We start from the raw sequence: 17,024 nt of genomic DNA on the forward strand, positions 1-17,024 counted from the left end.
GCCCTGTGTTGTCATGCTTGCGATGCTGGTTGCGCGCGAGTCGGCATGCTCTGGCCAATGGCGTCGTTCGCGAGCGCAGCGATCATACCGGGCGAACGGAACGCAGTCTTTAAAAAAGTGCGCCGGCGCTCGGCGCATGGAAGGCGGGGCCGGCCCGGGATCGATCCGTGCCGTTGCCGCTGGGAAAGGCAGGTGAAAGACGGGGGCGCTAGACTGCGTGCGCCCCGCGAGCGACCGTGTACTGCCTGGCCCTGCGCGCATCACCAGGCTTCGCCAGGCATTGCCTCGCTTTGCCGAGTTTTACCAAGCACGCACGTCCAGAGTCGCGATGTTGTCGGCCCCGGGGTCGGCTTCCGTGTTTGCCACGCCATCGTCACCGTCACCACCGAGGACCGTATGCGCCGCATGTCGACTCGATCGCTGTTCATCACGCTGCTCGCCGCGGGCGCACTCTTCGGCGCCGTGCCGCCGGCTCGCGCCTGCGACATACCGGCGGCCGTCACGACGATCGATCCGCCCGGCTACTATGACGACGCCGCCGGCTATGCGCGCGGCGTGAAGCCGATGCGCGATTTCATCGCCCGCCTCAATGCGTCGGCGGACCACGGCGACTGGTCGTGCGTGGCGAGCCTGCTGGAAAGCTGGGCGCGCGCCGATGCGCTGATGGGCCGGATCTCCGGTTATCAGGGGTACTACGAGCGTTCGTGGGCCGGTACCGACTTCGCGATGGTGATCCTGCGCATGCCGCGCGACGTGCGCGAAACGAACCGCGCGCGGTTCGACGCGATCGATCCGTGGCTCGAACGCATCGCGATCGCCACCCGCGATGCGGAGGCGATCAACCATTTGCACAACAACCTCGTGTACTGGGCCGGGCTCGACCTGATCGCCATCGGCACCGTGACCGGCAACACGAGCCTCGTCGACTCGGGGCTGCTGCGGGTTCGCGAAGGCATCCGCGACATCGGCCCCGACGGTTCGCTCGCACGCGAAGTCAGGCGCGGCAACCGCGCGCTGCACTATCACACGTTCGCGCTGCTCCCGCTCGTGTTCGCGGCGGAACTCGTGCAGCGGCGCCATATCGATCTCTATCGTGAAAACGACGGCGCGATCGGCCGCCTGGCGAACCTCGTCATCGATGCCGTCGACCATCCCGCGAGCTTCACGGCCATCACGCCGGTCAAGCAGGACCTGTTTCCGTGGACGTTGCGCGATGAACTGAGCTGGGTCGAGCCGTACTACGCGCGCTTTCATGACGCTCGCCTGCCCGCGATCATCGCGCCGCGCCGCCCGTTTACCGAATGGCGGCTCGGCGGGAATGTGACGGCAGCCTGGGGCGTGCCGCTGCCGTAGACGCCCTTCGGGCGTCGCGTCCCGCCACGCGGCAAGCAGGCTGACGCCTGCAGCACTAAGCCCGCACGCGCCGCATCCGGAGCGTCGCCGACGGCGACTCGCCGAACGCCCGCTTGTACTCGATCGCGAACCGCCCCAAGTGCGCGAAGCCCCATTTCAGCGCGATGTCCGTCACCGATGCGAACCCCGGTGTATCGTCGGCCAGCAGTTCCTCGCGCACATGCTGCAGCCGCAACTGCCGCACGAAGCCCATCGGCGTGATCCCGTGGCGCTGGCGAAAACCGGCGAACAGCGTGCTCGGGCTGACGCCGGCGAGTTCGGCGAGCCGCTCGATCGTCAGCGGCTCGTCGAGATGGGCGCGGATGTAGTCCTCGACGCGCCGCACATAGAACGGCGCGAGCGCCACCGGCAGGTGCCGCGTGCCGTTGCGCGCGCTGTTCGGGTGGCCGTGCAGCAGCAGATTGAGCAGCGTCGATTCGAGTTGCTCGAAGGCGAGCGGATGACGCAGCGGATGCGCGTCCGTCGCAATCGCGCCGGCGAGGATCGGCAGCATCTGCGCGAGACACGTCCCCTGCTGCGACGACAGGCTGAATTCCGGCTCGAATTCGACCGGTGCGCGCCGGTCGTCGCCGAAATGCCGCTGCGCGTGGCGCTCCATCACTTCGCGCTCGATGCGCAGGATGACTTGCGGGCACGCATCGCCCCACCGCATCTTCAGCGACAGCGTCGGCGAGATCAACGACGCGGTGCCTGGCGACGACACGAAACGCGCCGACCCGCACTCGATCTCCGCGTCGCCGCGCAGCGGGATCTGCAACAGGAAGAAGTGCTCGAGCGGCCCGGGCTCGATGCTGACCCCGCCGCCATAATCGAGCAGGTTCAAGGACAGGTTGCCCCAGCGCGCATGATGCATGCAGCTGTGCAGCGCGCGCGATTCGCCGGTCGGCGTGAGCCGGTGCGGCTTGAATACGTCGGCGACACGTGCGCGAACCTCGTCGACATCGTTCGACTGCAGCAGCAGGTTGTCGTGATTGAAACAGGCGGTGTCGGCCAGCCAGCCCGTTCCGGAAAATTGCGCCATCGATGTTCTCCCGTCATGCTCGATTGCACTCGCGCCGTGCATGCGTTCCCGGTATGGGGGCATCCGCCGCACGATCCGGATAGCGCCCGGAGTATCCGGACAGTCCGGCCGCCAAAGCACGCAAGTCCCGCGCAAACGACGCAAGAAGCGGACCGTTCGCGCATCGTAGAAAACTGTGCGGGCATTCCGCATCCGCACATACCCGCAGTCAGCCGTGCGCCTGCCCACGCGCGGCGGCCGGTGCAACAGGTTTCCGGAATTCGCGGATACCGGCCGAAGAAAGCGGATAGAAGCACGCATTTCGTCCGCCAATACTGGGCTCGTCGCAGCAATGAATTCAATGGAGGGACAGATGAAAGGACGTCATATCGAGATTCCGTCGCCGGACGGCGGCGCGTTTCGCGCCTACCTGAGCACGCCGGCCGGCGGCACGGGGCCGGGCATCGTGCTGTGTCACGAGATCTTCGGCGCGAACGCGACGATGCGGGAGGCCGCCGACTACTACGCGGAGGAAGGCTATACGGTGCTCGTGCCCGACCTGTTCTGGCGCCAGGCGCCGGGGATCGAACTCGGTCATGCGGCGGCCGATGTCGAGCGCGCGATGGCCCTTTATCGCGAATACGACGAGAACAAGGGCGTCGAGGACATCGGCGCCGCGCTGGACGTGCTCAAGCAACTGCCGGAATGCACGGGCGCAGCCGGCGTGCTCGGCTACTGCCTCGGCGGCAAGCTCGCCTATCTCGCCGCGTGCCGGCTGCCGGGCGTGGCCGCGGCGGTCAGCTACTACGGCGTGGGGATCGAGCAGGCGCTCGACGAGGCGTCGCACCTGCAAGGTCGCCTCGTGCTGCAGATCGCGGGGGAGGACCGCTTCTGCCCGCCCGATGCGCAGCAGCGCATTGCCGCAGCGCTGTCCGGTCGCGACGGCGTCGAAGTGTATGTGTATCCGGGCGTCGATCACGCGTTCGCGCGTGTCGGCGGCGATCATTTCGACAAGGCTGCCGCGGTCATGGCCCACCAGCGTGCGATCGCCGCGTTCCGTGCCGCGCTCGGCCCGCACTACGACCTGTCCACACTGTGGGAGGCGCATCTCGAACACGAATTCGCCACGCGCAACGTCGATGCGACGATGGCCACGATGGTCGCCGAGCCGTACGTCAACCATGTTCCGACGCTGACGGGCGGCGTCGGCTACGACGAGCTCAAGCGCTTCTACACGCATCACTTCGTGCATGCGAATCCGCCGGACACGACGATCACCCCGATCTCGCGCACGATCGGCGCAAGCCAGATCGTCGACGAGCTGCTGTTCTGCTTCACGCACACCACCGAGATCGACTGGATGCTGCCGGGCGTCGCGCCGACCGGCAAGCGCGTCGAGATTCCCCTCGTCGCGATCGTCAAGTTTCGCGGCGACAAGCTCTATCACGAGCACATCTACTGGGATCAGGCGAGCGTGCTTGTGCAGATCGGCCTGCTCGACGCAGCCGGCCTGCCGGTCGCGGGCGTCGAAACGGCCCGCAAGCTGCTCGACGAAACCGTGCCGTCGAACGGCCTGATGCGCCGCTGGCAGGACAGCGAGCCGTCGCCAGGTGTGCATTGACGCGCCCCTTCCCTCACCCAACGATTCACGGAGACACCCCATGACTGCCCTTGCTGGCAAAGTCGCGATCGTCACCGGCGGCGCCACGCTGATCGGCGCCGCGGTCGCGCAGGACCTGAGCCGCGCCGGTGCGTGCGTCGCAATCCTCGATCTCGATGCGGACAACGGCGCGCGCGTCGCCGATTCGCTCGGCGAACGGGCGATGTTCGTCGCGCTCGACATCACCGACGATCGCGCGATCGAGCGCGCGATCTCGGCCATCGTCGAGCGGTTCGGCGCGATCGACGTGCTCGTCAACCTCGCGTGCAGCTACGTCGACAACGGCATCCAGGCGACCCGCAACGACTGGCTCGCCGCGATGGACGTCAACGTCGTGTCCGCGGCGATGCTCGCGAAGGCCGTGCATCCGCACATGGCCAGGCGCGGCGGCGGCGCGATCGTCAACTTCAGCTCGATCTCGGCCCAGTGCGCGCAAACCGGCCGCTGGCTCTATCCGACGTCCAAGGCGGCGATTCGCCAGCTCACGCGCAGCATGGCGATGGATCTCGCGCCCGAGCGCATTCGCGTCAACTCGGTGTCGCCGGGGTGGACGTGGTCGCGCGTGATGGACGAGATGACGCACGGCGACCGCGCCAAGACCGATCGCGTCGCCGCGCCGTTCCACCTGCTCGGCCGCGTCGGCGATCCGTCCGAGGTCGCGCAGGTCGTGACGTTCCTGTGCAGCGATGCGGCGAGCTTCGTGACGGGCGCCGACTACGCGGTGGATGGCGGCTATTCCGCGATGGGCCCCGAACAGGCGGTGCCGGCCATTCCGCGTCTCGCGGAGTGACCGCTGCCCGCCGCCGTTTTCCGCAACCCTTCTTCCGGCCGGCATCCGGCCAACCAAGGACAACCCCATGAGACGCATCGCCATCGTCGGCGCCGGCCAGTCCGGCCTTCAACTCGCCTTCGCCCTGCTCGACCAGGGCTACCACGTCACGCTCGCGACCAATCGCGACGCCGACGAGATCCGCACCGGCAAGGTCATGTCGAGCCAGTGCATGTTCCATACGTCATTGCAGATCGAGCGCGACCTCGGCCTGAACACCTGGGAGGAAGCGTGCCCGTCCGTCGAAGGGATCGGCATCGCGGTGCCGCATCCGGACGGCAACGGCCGCAAGGTGATCGACTGGTCGTCGCGGCTGACCCGCTACGCGCAGTCGGTCGACCAGCGCGTGAAAATGGCCGACTGGCTCGACGGCGTGCGGCGCCGTGGCGCGGACGTGCGCATCGGCGACATCGGCGTGCCCGAACTCGAGGAGCTGGCGCGCAGCCACGACCTCGTGCTGCTCGCGGCCGGCAAGGGCGAGATCGTCAACCTGCTCGGCCGCGATGACGCGCGCAGCGCGTTCGACCGCCCGCAACGCGCGCTGGCCCTCACCTACGTAAAGGGGATGACGCCGAGCCAGCCGTATTCGCGCGTGCGCTTCAACCTGCTGCCCGGCATCGGCGAGTATTTCGTGTTCCCCGCGCTGACCACGACGGGTCCGTGCGAAATCATGGTGTTCGAAGGTATTCCGGGCGGCCCGCTCGACTGCTGGGCCGACGTGAAGACGCCCGAGCAGCATCTGGACCGGAGCCTGTCGTTCCTGCAGCACTACGTGCCGTGGGAATTCGAGCGCTGTCGCGACGTCGAGCTCACCGATCCGAACGGCACGCTGGCCGGACGCTTCGCGCCGACGGTGCGCAAGCCGTTCTTCCGGCTGCCGTCGGGCCGCACGGTGTTCGGGATGGCCGATGCGGTGGTCGTCAACGATCCGATCACCGGCCAGGGCTCGAACAACGCCGCGAAATGCGCGAACGCGTACTTCGACGCGATCGTCGCGCGCGATGCCGCGCCGTTCGGCGAAGACTGGATGCAGCAGACGTTCGAAGGCTACTGGGCCTATGCGCAGCATGTCGTGCGCTGGACCAACTCGCTGCTCACCCCGCCGCCGCCGCACATCCTCGAACTGCTCGGCGCAGCCGGCCAGTTGCCGTCGCTCGCCGCGGCGATCGTCGACGGCTTCGACGATCCGCGCCGGTTCTCGCCGTGGTGGTTCGAGCCGTCGGCCTGCGCGGCGATGATCCGCGAACACAGCGCGCGTGCGGAGTGACCGGCATGGAAACGACCGTACCCGATCGCCCGGCCCTCGACCCGATGCAGCTGCGCGCCGCGTTCGGGCAATTCCCGACCGGCGTCACCGTGATCACCACGTGCGCGGCCGACGGACGCAAGGTCGGCCTCACCGCCAATTCGTTCTCGTCGCTGTCGCTCGATCCGCCGCTCGTGCTGTGGAGCCTTCGCAAGGTCGCGCCGAGCCGGCCGGATTTCATCGCGGCTACCCACTTCGCGATCAACATCCTCGCGCACGACCAGATCGACCTGTCGCGCCGCTTCGCGACGCCCAGCGCCGACAAGTTCGACGGCGTGCTTCACGCAGATTCGGAAACCGGCGGCGTGCCCTGCCTCGACGGCGCAAGCGCGCGCTTCGTATGCCGCAACGTCGGCCATTACGAAGGCGGCGATCACCTGCTCTTCATCGGGCAGATCGAACAGTTCGACGCGTTCGGCAAGGCGCCGCTCGTGTTCCATGCCGGCCAGTATCGTGCGATCGCCGATCATCCCGATCTTTTGCGCACCATTTGATTAGTTATACAAATAAATATCCAGGAGGTGGTGAACATGACATTCGGCTCTCGCCTGCGCGTCGTCGCAGGTCTCACGATCGCCGGCTTGGCCGCAAGCGCACCGGCCAATGCAGCCGACCTGCCGGCGGTCAACCTCGGCATGACCAGCTTCCTCGACGGCATGCCGCCGGCCGGCTCCGGCTGGTACGGCACGCAATATCTGCAGTATTACACGGCCGGCCGCGTCAACGATAACGCGGGCAGCAAGGTCGGGTTACCTAAGCAGGACATCGACCTGTTCGCGGGGCTGAGCCAGCTCGTCTATCAGTCGCCGCTGACGTTCGCGGGCATGCATCCCGGCCTCGACGTGATCCTGCCGTGGATCGCGTCCGCACGGACCGACGACGGCATCGGCAACGTCGCGTTGAATGCGCGTGCGGGCTTCGGCGACCTGCTGATCGGCCCGTTCATCCAGTTCGACCCGGTGATGGGTGCGCAAGGCCCGCGCTTCGCACAGCGCGTGGAATTCCAGTTCATCGCGCCGACCGGCGCGTACGATCCGTCGCGTGCGATCAACCCCGGCAGTCATTTCTGGTCGTTCGATCCGTACTGGGCGGCGACGTTGTGGCTCACGCCGAAATGGACCGTGTCGTGGCGGCTGCACTATCTGTGGAACACGACCAACCATCAGCCGGCCACGTCGCTCGGCCCGGACGTGACGTCGACGCATGCCGGCCAGGCGATCCACGCGAACTTCGCGACCGAGTATGAGGTGCGCCCCGGCCTGCGGCTGGGGATCAACGGCTACTGGCTGCGCCAGACCACCGACCTGAAGGAAAACGGGCAGGACGTGCCCGGCACGCGGGAGGCCGTGTTCGCGATCGGTCCGGGCGCAATGGTCAGCTTCTCGCCGCGGGATCACCTGATGTTCAACGCATATTTCGAGACCTATGCGCGAAACCGGCCGCAGGGCACGCGGATGGTACTGCGGTATGTGCATCACTTTCAGTGAGGATGCCGATCGATTGCCGGCCATCGCCCGTATCGCATCCGTCACGCACGCCGTTTTCGATCAAGCGGTGCGATCCGCCTCGTCGATCCGCAGCAGCCGGCCGGCGTTCGCGATCACGATGAACGTGCCGACGTTATGCAGGATCGCCGCCCACACCGCGCCGAGCACGCCGGTCGCGGCCAGCGCGATCACCGCGAGCGTCCACGCGAGGCCGATCGCCGCATTGGCCGTCGCCGTGCGCCGGCACTGCCGGCCCAGGCGGATGCAGGTCGGAATCCGCCGCAGGTCGTCGCCCAGCAGCACGACGTCGGCCGACGCGATCGCGATGTCGACGCCGCGCTCGCCCATCGCAATGCTGGTCGAGCCGGCCTTGATCGCCAGCACGTCGTTCAGCCCGTCGCCGACGACGAGCGGATGCAGGCCCGCGCCGATCTCGCGCATCACGTAGTCGAGCTTGTCGTGCGGCAGCGCCTGCGCGACCACCGTCTCGATGCCCGTCTCGGCCGCAACCTTGCTGGCAACGCGTTCGAGGTCGCCCGTCAGCAGCGTCTGCCGCGCCAGGCCCAGCGTCCGCAGCTCGGCGAGCGCCTCGCGCGCGTCGGGCCGCAGCGTGTCGGCGAAGCCGAACCACGCGAGCAGCCGTCCCCCGAGCGCGAGGCCGACGAGCGGCCCGTCGAAACCGTCCGGCGCCGCCGGCAACCCGTCGACGTGGTCGGCCAGCAGCGCGGGCCGGCCCAGCACCGCCGTGCCGTCCGGTGTATCGGCGACCACACCGAGCCCGCGCAACTCCCGCGTGCGTTCGAACGGCGCAACGGCGGCGCCGCTGAGGCCAGACGCGGCCGCATCGCGAACGAGCGCGCGGCTCGCCGGGTGCGCGCTGCTTTCGCCGAGCCGCGCGGCCAGCGCACGCGCCTGCGCGCCGTCGACGCCGGGCTGCAGCCACACCTGCCGCACCTGCAATTCCCCGCGGGTAAGCGTGCCCGTCTTGTCGATCACGAGCGAATCGACCTCGGCGATCTTGTCGAGAAACGCGGCATTGCGAAACAGGATGCCGTGCCGCGCGCCGACCGCGATTCCCGCGATGGCCGTGGACGGCGCGGCGAGCACCAGCGCGCACGGACACGCGGCCACGATGACCGCGAGCATCGCCGACGCGTTCGCGGACGTGAACCAGACGATCGCCGCAATCAGCAGGACGAGCGCGAGATACGCCCCCATGTGCCGCTCGAGCACCTGCGTGACGGGCGGTTTCGCCTGCTCCGCGTGCTGCATCAGCGCGATGATCTTGCCGAGCGTCGAATCCTTGCCGGTATGGGTGACCTCGATGCGCAGCACGCCGTCGAGATTCAGCGCGCCGCCATAAACCACGCTGCCCGCTTCGACGTCGAGCGGGACGGATTCGCCGGTGATCGGCCCGTTGTCGACGCTCGACGCGCCCGCCGCCACGATGCCGTCGACCGGAATGCGCGCGCCGGCCACCACTTCGATGCGGTCGCCCGCACGCAACGCGTCATACTCGACTTCAACGACACTGCCGTCGGTGCCGATGCGCCGCACGCGGCCGGCCGTCAGCCGGCCGAGCGCGCGGATCGCTTCCTGCGAACCGAGCACGCTGCGCTCTTCGAGCGCATGGCCGAACGTCATCACGATCGGCAGCAGCGCGGCCGTCGTCATGTCGCCGGTCGCCCACGCGGCCAGCATCGCGAGCGCGATCAGGCGATCGGTCACGCCGTGCAGGCTCGGCGCGCGCAGGCTGTGCCACGCACTCGCGAACACCGGCCCCGCGACGATCAGCGACGCAAGCGCGGCGAGCAGTTGGGCGAGCGTGTCGCCGCCGGCCGACAGCAGGCGCCACGCGATCGACAGCACGAGCAGGCCGCCCGCGAGCAGCGCCAGCGCGATCTGCCGCGTGATCGTGCGGCGCTCGTCGGAGGACAGCGCGTAGGCCGTCGTGCCGGCGGGCACAGCGTCCGGCGGCGTGGCCGGTTCGGCGAGCGAATTCATCGGGCGTTTCCGGGCAGGATCAGATTCGAGGTGTCGTGCGGATCGATCGTCGTCACGCGCCCGGCTTTCGACAGCACGCGCTGCACGCGATCGCGATACAGCCGTGCCAGCAGCCCCGGATCGCCGTTCTCGCGCAGTGTCGCGTCGAGCTGCCGGATCTCCAGCGTGTCGGTCTGCGCGGTGGCGACGCGTTCGGCCGCATGTGCCTGCGCATCCTGGACGATCCGGTCGGCATCCTGCTGCGCGTCCTGGCGCCGCTGTTCGGTGGCGGTGCGTGCTTCGGCGATGGTCCGCTCGGCGACCTGCAGCGACGTCAGCACCGCGTTGAACGCGTCGGCGGCCGCCCCGGGAAACGCGGGCTGCACGTCGACGCGCGCGACTTCGACGCCAAGCCCCGCGTGCGCCGTGTCGAGTGCGCGCAGGTGCCGTGCGATCGTGTCGGCGAGATCGCCGCGCAAGCGTTCGCGACGCGCGGCCATCTGCCGGTCGGCGGCCAGCTGCTCGGGCCGCGCGACCAGGATCGCGTCGAGATCGCGGGTCGCCGCGACCTCGACGGCCGACGCGGACACGATCCGCTCGAGCGCCGCGTCGAGACGGTCCCGCTGCAGCACGTACGCGTACGGATCGCTGACCCGGTAATAGAGGACCGCGCTCAACGCTACCGCGCCGCCGTCACCCGTCAGCACGTAGCCTGAACCGGCAAGCGCGTCGGGCAGCCGCGCGACGCCCTGCGCGGACGGCGCGAGCGAGCGCGGATCGCGGTCGAGCGAGCGGATCCGCTGCTCGAGCACACGCGCGGCACCCGGCACGAGCAGGACCGACTCGAACGGCTGCGGCCAGGCGATCACGAGCCCCGCGTCCTGGGTACGCACGAGCGCGCCGAAGCGCATCACGACCGCGCGGCTGTCCGCCGGAATCCGCCGGATGTTCGAGCCGGCCCACGCGCATGCGGCGAGCACCGCGAGCGCGGCGACGAACCAGAACGACAGGCGCACCGCCTGCGCGCCCGGCCCGAGCGGCGGTGCGGACGAATCGCTCATCGCGCGGCCTTGTGCGCCTTGGGCGCCGGCGCGGCCTGCCCTGGCGTGTCGGCCGGGCCCTGCACGAGCACGCGGAACGGCGCGGCGTCCGTGCGCAGGATCAGGTTCGTATTGGTGCCGACCACCGCGTTCAGCGTGTCGAGCGAACGCAGCATCGTGTACAGGTGCGGGTTGCCCGCGTAGCTCTTGCCGTAGATGTCGGCCGCGTCCTTGCGCGATTGCGCTTCGATGCCGGCCGCTTTCACGTTCGCATCGGCCAGCGCGATGCGGGCGTCGCGCTCGGCGTCCGAGCGGATCTGCGCGGCCTCGCGATTGCCGTCCGCGGTACGCTGCGCCGCGACGGTCTCGCGTTCGGCGCTCATCCGGTCGACTGTCGCGGCGAGCGTGACGGCCGGCAGCGTGAGCCGTTCGAGCCCGACCTGGGCGACGCGCACGCCGTACGCCGCATAGAGCTGCGCGTCGATCTGCCGGCGCAGCGCCTCTTCGAATTCGCCGATCTTCACCTGCGCCGGATCGGTGTTCACGAGCGACGCGAGATCGTACCCGGCGGACGTCGTCTGCAGTGCGGACCCGACGAGCGAGCGAATCTGCCGCGCCGCTTCGTCCGGCTCGTTGCCGACCGCCCGCATGAAACGCCCGATGTCGCGCGCATCGGCCGGTACGCGCCACGCGACGTACGCTTCGACGATGATGCGCAGCCCGTCGCGGGTACCGACGTCCTGCAGGCCGCTCGACGTGGTGTGCAGGCGCAGGTCGACGGGCGTTACCGCATCGATCGGCGCAGGCAGGCGCCACGCGAGCCCGGGTTCGAGCAGCACGCGCACGGGCCGCCCGAAGCGCGTGATCACCGAGGCCTCGCCGGCACGCACCTGCACGAAGCTCGCGACAGCGAGCGCGACGAGCACGCACAGCAGCGCGACCGCGACGCGCAGGCGGAATGCGCCAGGCGGCTGCGGCGCGCCGCCGTGCGCGTGGTGATCGTGGCCATGGCCGTGGTGCGCATGGTCATGCGTGTGCGAATGAAACAGACTCACGATATCGCCCCGGGTGCGGCGTCGCCCGCGTGCGGTGCGGCGGCACGGCCTGCCGCCGTGTTGCGCCGCCCGTGCGGAAATCGCCGCGACATGTCAATGGATGCCGGCCAGATCGCCGGCAGGTGTATTGCGAAGATCGACGGTCGCCCGCGTGCCGTCTGCAAGCCGGTCGTCGATGATCGTCATGCGTGCGTTGCGCAAGCCGCGCTGCAGCCGGTCGAGGTAATACTCGAACGGAAACGCGGGGCCACCGAGCCGGTACGCGACCAGGTCGGCGTCGAAATCGATCTGCTGCACGCGCGCCGCCGACACCGTATCGCCGGCTTGTGCTTCGGCGTGCGCGACCCGTTCGAGCGCCTGCTGCTGCGCGTTGCCGAGCAGGCCGGCCGCGAAGCCGCGCGCCTGCGCGACGCTGCCCTGCGCGCGGATCTGCGCGGCCTGGACGTCGTGGAAGGCGGCAGCCGCACCGGTCGGCGGATGCACGCTCTCGATCACGACCGCGATCACGTCGACGCCGCTTTGCAGCTGGTCGAGCTGCTGCTGGATCGCGCGCTTCAACTGATCGGCCATCGCGGCCTGATTCGTTTCGAGCAGCGATTCGAGCGTATGCGACGCGAGGTAGTGCACGAGTTCGCGATTCGCGCTCGTGCGTACCGTGCTTTCCGGGTCGATCGTGCGATAGAGCGCGGCGCGCGCGTCGGCATCGGTCGGGCCGAGACGGTAGTCGACCCGCACGTCGGCGTTGACGATCTGGAAGTTCTGGCGGTCGCCGTTCGCGCCGGCGATCACCTGGGTGGTTTCCCACGGATGCGGCACATCCCACAGACGGTCGAGGCGTTCGGGTGTCGGGCCATCGGCGGGCACGGCCGGCGTATCGGCGCTGCCGTCGTTCGCGCTGCCCGCGATCGCGACCTGGTGCACCGCGCCGTTGTCGACGATGCGTGCGCGCCCGAACGGCCAGGGCAGGCCGACGTGCAGGCCCGGCTGCCAGACCGCGACCGGCGCGCCGAACCGTTCATAGACCGCGCGCTGCTCGGGGTTCAGCACGACGACGGCGGTGAGCAGCCACGCGCTGGCAACGGTAGCGGCAAGCGCGGCAGGCAGCAGCCGCACGAAGCTGCGCCAGCCCCAGCTCTGCCGCAGGTCGATGCCGTAACGATGGCGCAGTTCGGCGCCGAGCGACGCGAACGGCGACGGGCGACGGCTCAGCAGCCCGGCGATCGCGCTGGTCGGCACGACCGCGCCGCGCGGCAGCGCAAACCACGACAGCACGCCGCGCAGGGCGAGCTCGGCGGCAACGGCCGCGTTGAGCAGCGAGACCGCATGCACGAGCCAGTCCGCCGTGCGATGCCGGAACGCGAACCATGCGGCAGCCAGCGCACCCGCGAGCGCGGTGACGAGCGCGACGCGCAGCACCCGCATGAGCGACGCGGAAACCGCCGAGCCGCTTGCGGCCGCCGCATGATGGCGTTCGGCGACGAGGGTAAGAAAGGCGAGGACGATGCATGCCGCGCCGGCCGCGAGCGTGGGTTCGGGCGCAGCCATCGCGCGAACCAGCATGACGGGCGACGGCGGCTGCCACGCGAGCGCGGCCAGCGCGACGGAGAGCGCACCGCCGGCGGTAACGGCCCATGGCCGCCAGTCGATCGCGGCGGCGATCGCCGGCCACGGGTTGTCGTCATGCTCCGGTTCCTGCTTGCGGCTGAACGCATTGCGCAGCCAGTCGCCGATCAGCGTGGCGGCCGATCCTTCCGGGGGATGGCGGCGCACGCGTCCGGCGAGCAGCACACCGATCGCGACGACGAGCACGTTGCACCATGCGCTGGCAAGCGGCGCGCACCAGCGCAGGTCGGCGGGCAGGATGTCGACGACGCCCAGCGTGCCGAGCGCGGCGACCAGCAACGCGGCGGCCCCTGCGACCGGCGCGAGTGCGTCGCGGCCGGGCACGCTGCCCGGAATGTCGTCGTTGCCTTCCGCCTGTTGCCCCATCGGGGGTTCCTTACGTACGCGTTACAAGGTGCGCAGGAGTCCGTGCGGAATTCTGCGAGCGGCAATGTAGCGCGCCGGATGATGAAACTCAAGGTATCGATGCGATTCGCTCGATGGAAGAAACAGTCGTCGGGATCGAACCTTTCCGCTGCCTTGCGGGCCACGCACGCCGTCGACCTCGCGCGCCGCGCATCACCCCGGATCTACATCAGACGCCGGTACGTAGCCGACGCGATCTCCAGCACGCGGCCGGAATTCGGCAAGAACGCGATACGGACACGCTCGCCGTCGCGCAAGTTGTCAAAGGCGTCCTTGTCTATGTCAAAGCGTCGACGCGGGATTTCGCGATCGTGGTCGGCAATGAGCAGGTAGTAGTTCTGCACGCCGCCGACAGTCTGCACGTCGAGCCTGGCAACCGTGGTGTCGAGCACGAACTTCCGGTTGGCTTTCAGATCGAGCGAGACCTTGTGCTCGTACCACTTGCCGATCAGATACATGCCCAGGCTGGCCGTCACGATCGTCCCTGCAACCCACAGGAACGCCAGCAGCGGAATTTCCCTCCGCTCCGTGAGGAAGAAGAGGCCGACAAGCACGGCGGTAAACACGAGCGCCACCACGACGATCAGCCGGCCGCTGCCTTTCATTCCGCGCAAACGGGCGCGCTCGTCGGGCTCCAGCGGAGCGGTCGTCAAAGTCGGCATGGTTCTCCTGTCGCGTCTCGACCGGGAATGGCGCGTGCAACGCCGCGATTGCCGACCATGCTATAGCGCGGCGCCCATCCTGTCATCGCCGCGATTGCGTCCAGGATGACTGCGGGAAAACCGGCGGCGATCTCGGATCGGGGGATCCGATGTTCCGAAACCGTGCAGCCGCCTAGCTCGCCCCCAGATCCCGACCGTCGCGGTCGACTCGCAGGCACCGGCGAAAGTCGTCGAAGCCCTCACCGAAGAACCGGAAGAAAAGTGCGGTTGGACGGCCGTTCCTGTCCAGCAACTTGAAATGGCGTCCGACGCTGCGGCCGACGTACATCAGCGTACCGGCCGAGTATCTCGTGCCCGCGAATCCTCCAGCGATCAGGCGATGCTCGCGTGCAGCGGGCGTCGTATCGGCCAGGTTGCAATAGCCGGCCAGCCCTGCGTTGACCAGCAATACCTGCTCGCGTTCGTCACCGGGAATAAATTCGCGCTCACCGTAGCCCGCCGTGTACAGCCCCGTCTCGTCACCGGCTGCGATTTTCCTGATGTCCTCCAGAGAGCGATCGTACAGATTGAGCTCCCGCTCGCCGAACGGATAACAGTAGCTCACGAAATTATTCCTGAAACTTTTGTACCGGGACGCATGTTCCGGCCGGTCAAGCCATTGCCTGAACGCGTTTGCATCGTGAGTCTCCGGACCGGTTTCGCGGTATGCACGATAGGCACTCAGCGCCTCCTCGAACGGATGCCCCGTCGGCACCCAGTTTCCCCTCCGGACGAACACGGTTGGCTCACCCTTGGGGCGTCCGACATCGCCGTCACGGTCGCCGTCGGTCACGCTGCAGATGTCGTAACCGATCACGAAAAGTGCGGCTTCGAACGCGTGACAGCGCGCCGCGATCGGGCTCGCGTCGTTGCCATGAGGCTCGTCCGCAAACAATGTCGTCCGTTCGAGCACTGCGCGAATGATCCAGCCCGCGCGCACCTGCCAGCGCGCCCAGCATTCCGCCGGCACCCGGCGTGTATAAAACTGCGGTGCGGCCGAGAAACCCAAATCGCCCGGATCGCGGATCTGGTCGCCGCGCGCCTGCCCCGACGGAAAGCCGAGTGGATCGTGATGGACGCCTGATTGACCAGCGTCATGGCGAAACCGCTCGTAGAGCATCGCCAATGCCGCGCCAACCCGGCTGTCGTAGATCGGTGACCCGGTCGTATCCAGCAGCGCATGCACCTTGGTCAGCCCGGCGTCGAAACGCTCGATATTGCGCGCATGCAAATCGTTCGTCGTCTGCGAGCCATCCAGCACGAACAACGGCGCAAGCGACTGCAGGTACGCGCAGAATGCCCGGTTCCGAACCTTCGATTCAATAAACGGGATCGCGCCGAATACGCCCCCCCATCGCAATACTTCACGCGCTACCGCACCCGCACGGTCGTCGTCGCCACTGGCTACGGCTGCACGCAACAGGATGCTCAGTTGCCGAAGCGAGGCCCGCGTCGTCCGCCAATCGTGCGACTCGATCCTTCGCCCCGTGTCCGGATCGATCCACGCACTGTTCCAGCAGTAATTGGCAAGAACGTTTTCAATGCCGTCGACGCGCCTGTCCAGACCGTCCGGAACGAACTTGCTGCGGGCAAACCGCAGTTGCACGGGCAGCGTCGGCAGATGCTCGGCGAGCCACCTCACGAAGTCCGCTACCGGACGTTGCGCAACGAAGTCATGACGATCCATAGATTTCCATTTTTCTGATTGGCGCAACATCCGCGCCTTCACCACCCGTGACAGGCCTATCGAGACGGCCGCGAGATCTGTCGCTTGCGCGTCACGAGTGACGCGATTTGTTCATCGAACAACAGGCGGCAGATACCTTCGACCGTATGACGCGCATGAGCCTGCTCGGACTGCGGTAACGCGTCCACCACGTCGAACAGCTTCGCACGCTGCGCCTTCGCGGCAGCGATCGCCAGCGTCAGCGCGTGGACGGTCTGCTGACGATCCTCGAAATGCGACTGCTGTGCACCGCGCCGCGCCGCCTGCGCAAGCTGAGTCGCGCGCTCGAGCTCCAGCGCACGAACCAGCTCGACGAGATCGACGGCGACCGAGGAAAGATCGGCGATCACGGCCGCGGCACCGACGATGCCCCCGGGTCCGCGACGACCACCTCGACCATCTTCGTCAGCATCTCCAGCGCCTGCTGACGCGACTGCGGGTCAGATTCCGGAATGCCGGCCAGCACTTCGCGGATCAGCTTGACCGCCGTGTCGCCGCGAGTGACGATCGTGTCGCGCATGACCGACAGGCGCTCGACTTCGGCGCGGAACGCTTCGCGCACCTGACGGGTGCGGGCCTCGATCTGATCGACCTGTGCCTGCGAGTTCGCGCGGATTTTCGCGATCTCGGAGAGATTGGTCGCGATGGTCAGCATGTTTGTTGCCACCTGCGTGCCGCCGGCGATCAGCACGTCGACCTGCTGCTCGGTGAAGCCTCCGCGGCCGGTCGCCGGCGTGCCGGAACGTTCGGCAGGCACCGTTGCCGGCCGGCGGGCCGGCAGATCCATCGAATCATC

Annotated in this window: 15 protein-coding genes; 6 read left to right on the plus strand and 9 right to left on the minus strand. The window is 68.3% G+C overall.

Features of this window, described 5'->3' with window-relative positions; all coding sequences use genetic code 11:
• Positions 1-405 precede the first annotated feature (405 nt).
• A complete protein-coding gene (locus tag HAV18_RS18020) occupies positions 406-1,353 on the plus strand; it encodes a mannuronate-specific alginate lyase (RefSeq protein ID WP_243771693.1) in 948 nt (315 codons plus the stop codon).
• Between the two features lie 55 nt (positions 1,354-1,408).
• Here the strand turns inward: HAV18_RS18020 and HAV18_RS18025 are convergent, their stop codons facing one another.
• Positions 1,409-2,434: an AraC family transcriptional regulator gene (locus tag HAV18_RS18025; RefSeq protein ID WP_166958151.1), complete on the minus strand. Its 1,026-nt coding sequence runs from the start codon at positions 2,432-2,434 to the stop codon at positions 1,409-1,411.
• 352 nt (positions 2,435-2,786) lie between these two features.
• On the opposite strand from HAV18_RS18025, the gene HAV18_RS18030 reads away from it, so the two are divergent.
• The 5 genes from HAV18_RS18030 to HAV18_RS18050 all read left to right on the plus strand — a co-directional run bounded on the left by HAV18_RS18030 (position 2,787) and on the right by HAV18_RS18050 (position 7,695).
• Entirely contained in the window at positions 2,787-4,034 is a 1,248-nt protein-coding gene (locus tag HAV18_RS18030) for a dienelactone hydrolase family protein (RefSeq protein WP_166958153.1), read from the plus strand.
• Between the two features lie 40 nt (positions 4,035-4,074).
• Complete coding sequence (locus tag HAV18_RS18035; RefSeq protein WP_166958155.1) at positions 4,075-4,863, plus strand: SDR family oxidoreductase; 789 nt, start codon at positions 4,075-4,077, stop codon at positions 4,861-4,863.
• A gap of 67 nt (positions 4,864-4,930) precedes the next feature.
• Positions 4,931-6,169: a styrene monooxygenase/indole monooxygenase family protein gene (locus HAV18_RS18040; RefSeq protein WP_166958157.1), complete on the plus strand. Its 1,239-nt coding sequence runs from the start codon at positions 4,931-4,933 to the stop codon at positions 6,167-6,169.
• 5 nt (positions 6,170-6,174) lie between these two features.
• Positions 6,175-6,702: a flavin reductase family protein gene (locus tag HAV18_RS18045; protein WP_166958159.1), complete on the plus strand. Its 528-nt coding sequence runs from the start codon at positions 6,175-6,177 to the stop codon at positions 6,700-6,702.
• A gap of 36 nt (positions 6,703-6,738) precedes the next feature.
• The gene (locus HAV18_RS18050; protein WP_166958161.1) at positions 6,739-7,695 is read left to right on the plus strand and encodes a transporter; all 957 of its coding nucleotides are present in this window, start codon (positions 6,739-6,741) and stop codon (positions 7,693-7,695) included.
• 60 nt (positions 7,696-7,755) lie between these two features.
• Here HAV18_RS18050 and HAV18_RS18055 read toward each other — a convergent pair whose 3' ends face one another.
• The 8 genes from HAV18_RS18055 to HAV18_RS18090 all read right to left on the minus strand — a co-directional run bounded on the left by HAV18_RS18055 (position 7,756) and on the right by HAV18_RS18090 (position 17,015).
• On the minus strand, positions 7,756-9,699 hold the full coding sequence (locus HAV18_RS18055) for a cation-translocating P-type ATPase (RefSeq protein ID WP_208102014.1): 1,944 nt from the start codon (positions 9,697-9,699) through the stop codon (positions 7,756-7,758).
• On the minus strand, positions 9,696-10,739 hold the full coding sequence (gene hflK / locus HAV18_RS18060; RefSeq protein WP_166958163.1) for a protease modulator HflK: 1,044 nt from the start codon (positions 10,737-10,739) through the stop codon (positions 9,696-9,698). The genes HAV18_RS18055 and hflK (HAV18_RS18060) overlap by 4 nt, the downstream gene beginning before the upstream one ends.
• Positions 10,736-11,773, minus strand: coding sequence for a protease modulator HflC (gene hflC, locus HAV18_RS18065; RefSeq protein ID WP_166958165.1), 1,038 nt, complete (start codon positions 11,771-11,773; stop codon positions 10,736-10,738). The genes hflK (HAV18_RS18060) and hflC overlap by 4 nt, the downstream gene beginning before the upstream one ends.
• A gap of 93 nt (positions 11,774-11,866) precedes the next feature.
• Positions 11,867-13,762, minus strand: a complete 1,896-nt coding sequence (hflK, locus tag HAV18_RS18070; RefSeq protein WP_166958167.1) for a protease modulator HflK — start codon at positions 13,760-13,762, stop codon at positions 11,867-11,869.
• 203 nt (positions 13,763-13,965) lie between these two features.
• Positions 13,966-14,463 (minus strand): hypothetical protein, encoded by a 498-nt coding sequence (locus HAV18_RS18075; protein ID WP_166958169.1) that lies wholly within the window; start codon positions 14,461-14,463, stop codon positions 13,966-13,968.
• A gap of 172 nt (positions 14,464-14,635) precedes the next feature.
• Positions 14,636-16,189: a hypothetical protein gene (locus HAV18_RS18080; RefSeq protein WP_208102015.1), complete on the minus strand. Its 1,554-nt coding sequence runs from the start codon at positions 16,187-16,189 to the stop codon at positions 14,636-14,638.
• Positions 16,190-16,245: 56 nt separating this feature from the next.
• Complete coding sequence (locus tag HAV18_RS18085; RefSeq protein ID WP_166958171.1) at positions 16,246-16,578, minus strand: hypothetical protein; 333 nt, start codon at positions 16,576-16,578, stop codon at positions 16,246-16,248.
• On the minus strand, positions 16,575-17,015 hold the full coding sequence (locus HAV18_RS18090) for a hypothetical protein (RefSeq protein WP_166958173.1): 441 nt from the start codon (positions 17,013-17,015) through the stop codon (positions 16,575-16,577). The genes HAV18_RS18085 and HAV18_RS18090 overlap by 4 nt, the downstream gene beginning before the upstream one ends.
• Positions 17,016-17,024 lie beyond the last annotated feature (9 nt).

Origin of the sequence: Burkholderia sp. D-99, from assembly GCF_011605345.1 — a bacterium.
GTDB lineage: Bacteria > Pseudomonadota > Gammaproteobacteria > Burkholderiales > Burkholderiaceae > Burkholderia.

Excerpts from the sequence above, each read along its gene's own strand:
- HAV18_RS18025 (WP_166958151.1), bottom strand. The coding sequence starts at position 2,434 with ATGGCGCAATTTTCCGGAACGGGCTGGCTGGCCGACACCGCCTGTTTC.
- HAV18_RS18035 (WP_166958155.1), top strand. The coding sequence starts at position 4,075 with ATGACTGCCCTTGCTGGCAAAGTCGCGATCGTCACCGGCGGCGCCACG.
- HAV18_RS18055 (WP_208102014.1), bottom strand. The coding sequence starts at position 9,699 with ATGAATTCGCTCGCCGAACCGGCCACGCCGCCGGACGCTGTGCCCGCC.
- HAV18_RS18090 (WP_166958173.1), bottom strand. The coding sequence starts at position 17,015 with ATGGATCTGCCGGCCCGCCGGCCGGCAACGGTGCCTGCCGAACGTTCC.
- HAV18_RS18040 (WP_166958157.1), top strand. The coding sequence starts at position 4,931 with ATGAGACGCATCGCCATCGTCGGCGCCGGCCAGTCCGGCCTTCAACTC.
- HAV18_RS18080 (WP_208102015.1), bottom strand. The coding sequence starts at position 16,189 with ATGGATCGTCATGACTTCGTTGCGCAACGTCCGGTAGCGGACTTCGTG.
- HAV18_RS18075 (WP_166958169.1), bottom strand. The coding sequence starts at position 14,463 with ATGCCGACTTTGACGACCGCTCCGCTGGAGCCCGACGAGCGCGCCCGT.
- HAV18_RS18030 (WP_166958153.1), top strand. The coding sequence starts at position 2,787 with ATGAAAGGACGTCATATCGAGATTCCGTCGCCGGACGGCGGCGCGTTT.
- HAV18_RS18045 (WP_166958159.1), top strand. The coding sequence starts at position 6,175 with ATGGAAACGACCGTACCCGATCGCCCGGCCCTCGACCCGATGCAGCTG.
- HAV18_RS18020 (WP_243771693.1), top strand. The coding sequence starts at position 406 with ATGTCGACTCGATCGCTGTTCATCACGCTGCTCGCCGCGGGCGCACTC.
- HAV18_RS18050 (WP_166958161.1), top strand. The coding sequence starts at position 6,739 with ATGACATTCGGCTCTCGCCTGCGCGTCGTCGCAGGTCTCACGATCGCC.
- hflK (WP_166958167.1), bottom strand. The coding sequence starts at position 13,762 with ATGGGGCAACAGGCGGAAGGCAACGACGACATTCCGGGCAGCGTGCCC.
- hflK (WP_166958163.1), bottom strand. The coding sequence starts at position 10,739 with ATGAGCGATTCGTCCGCACCGCCGCTCGGGCCGGGCGCGCAGGCGGTG.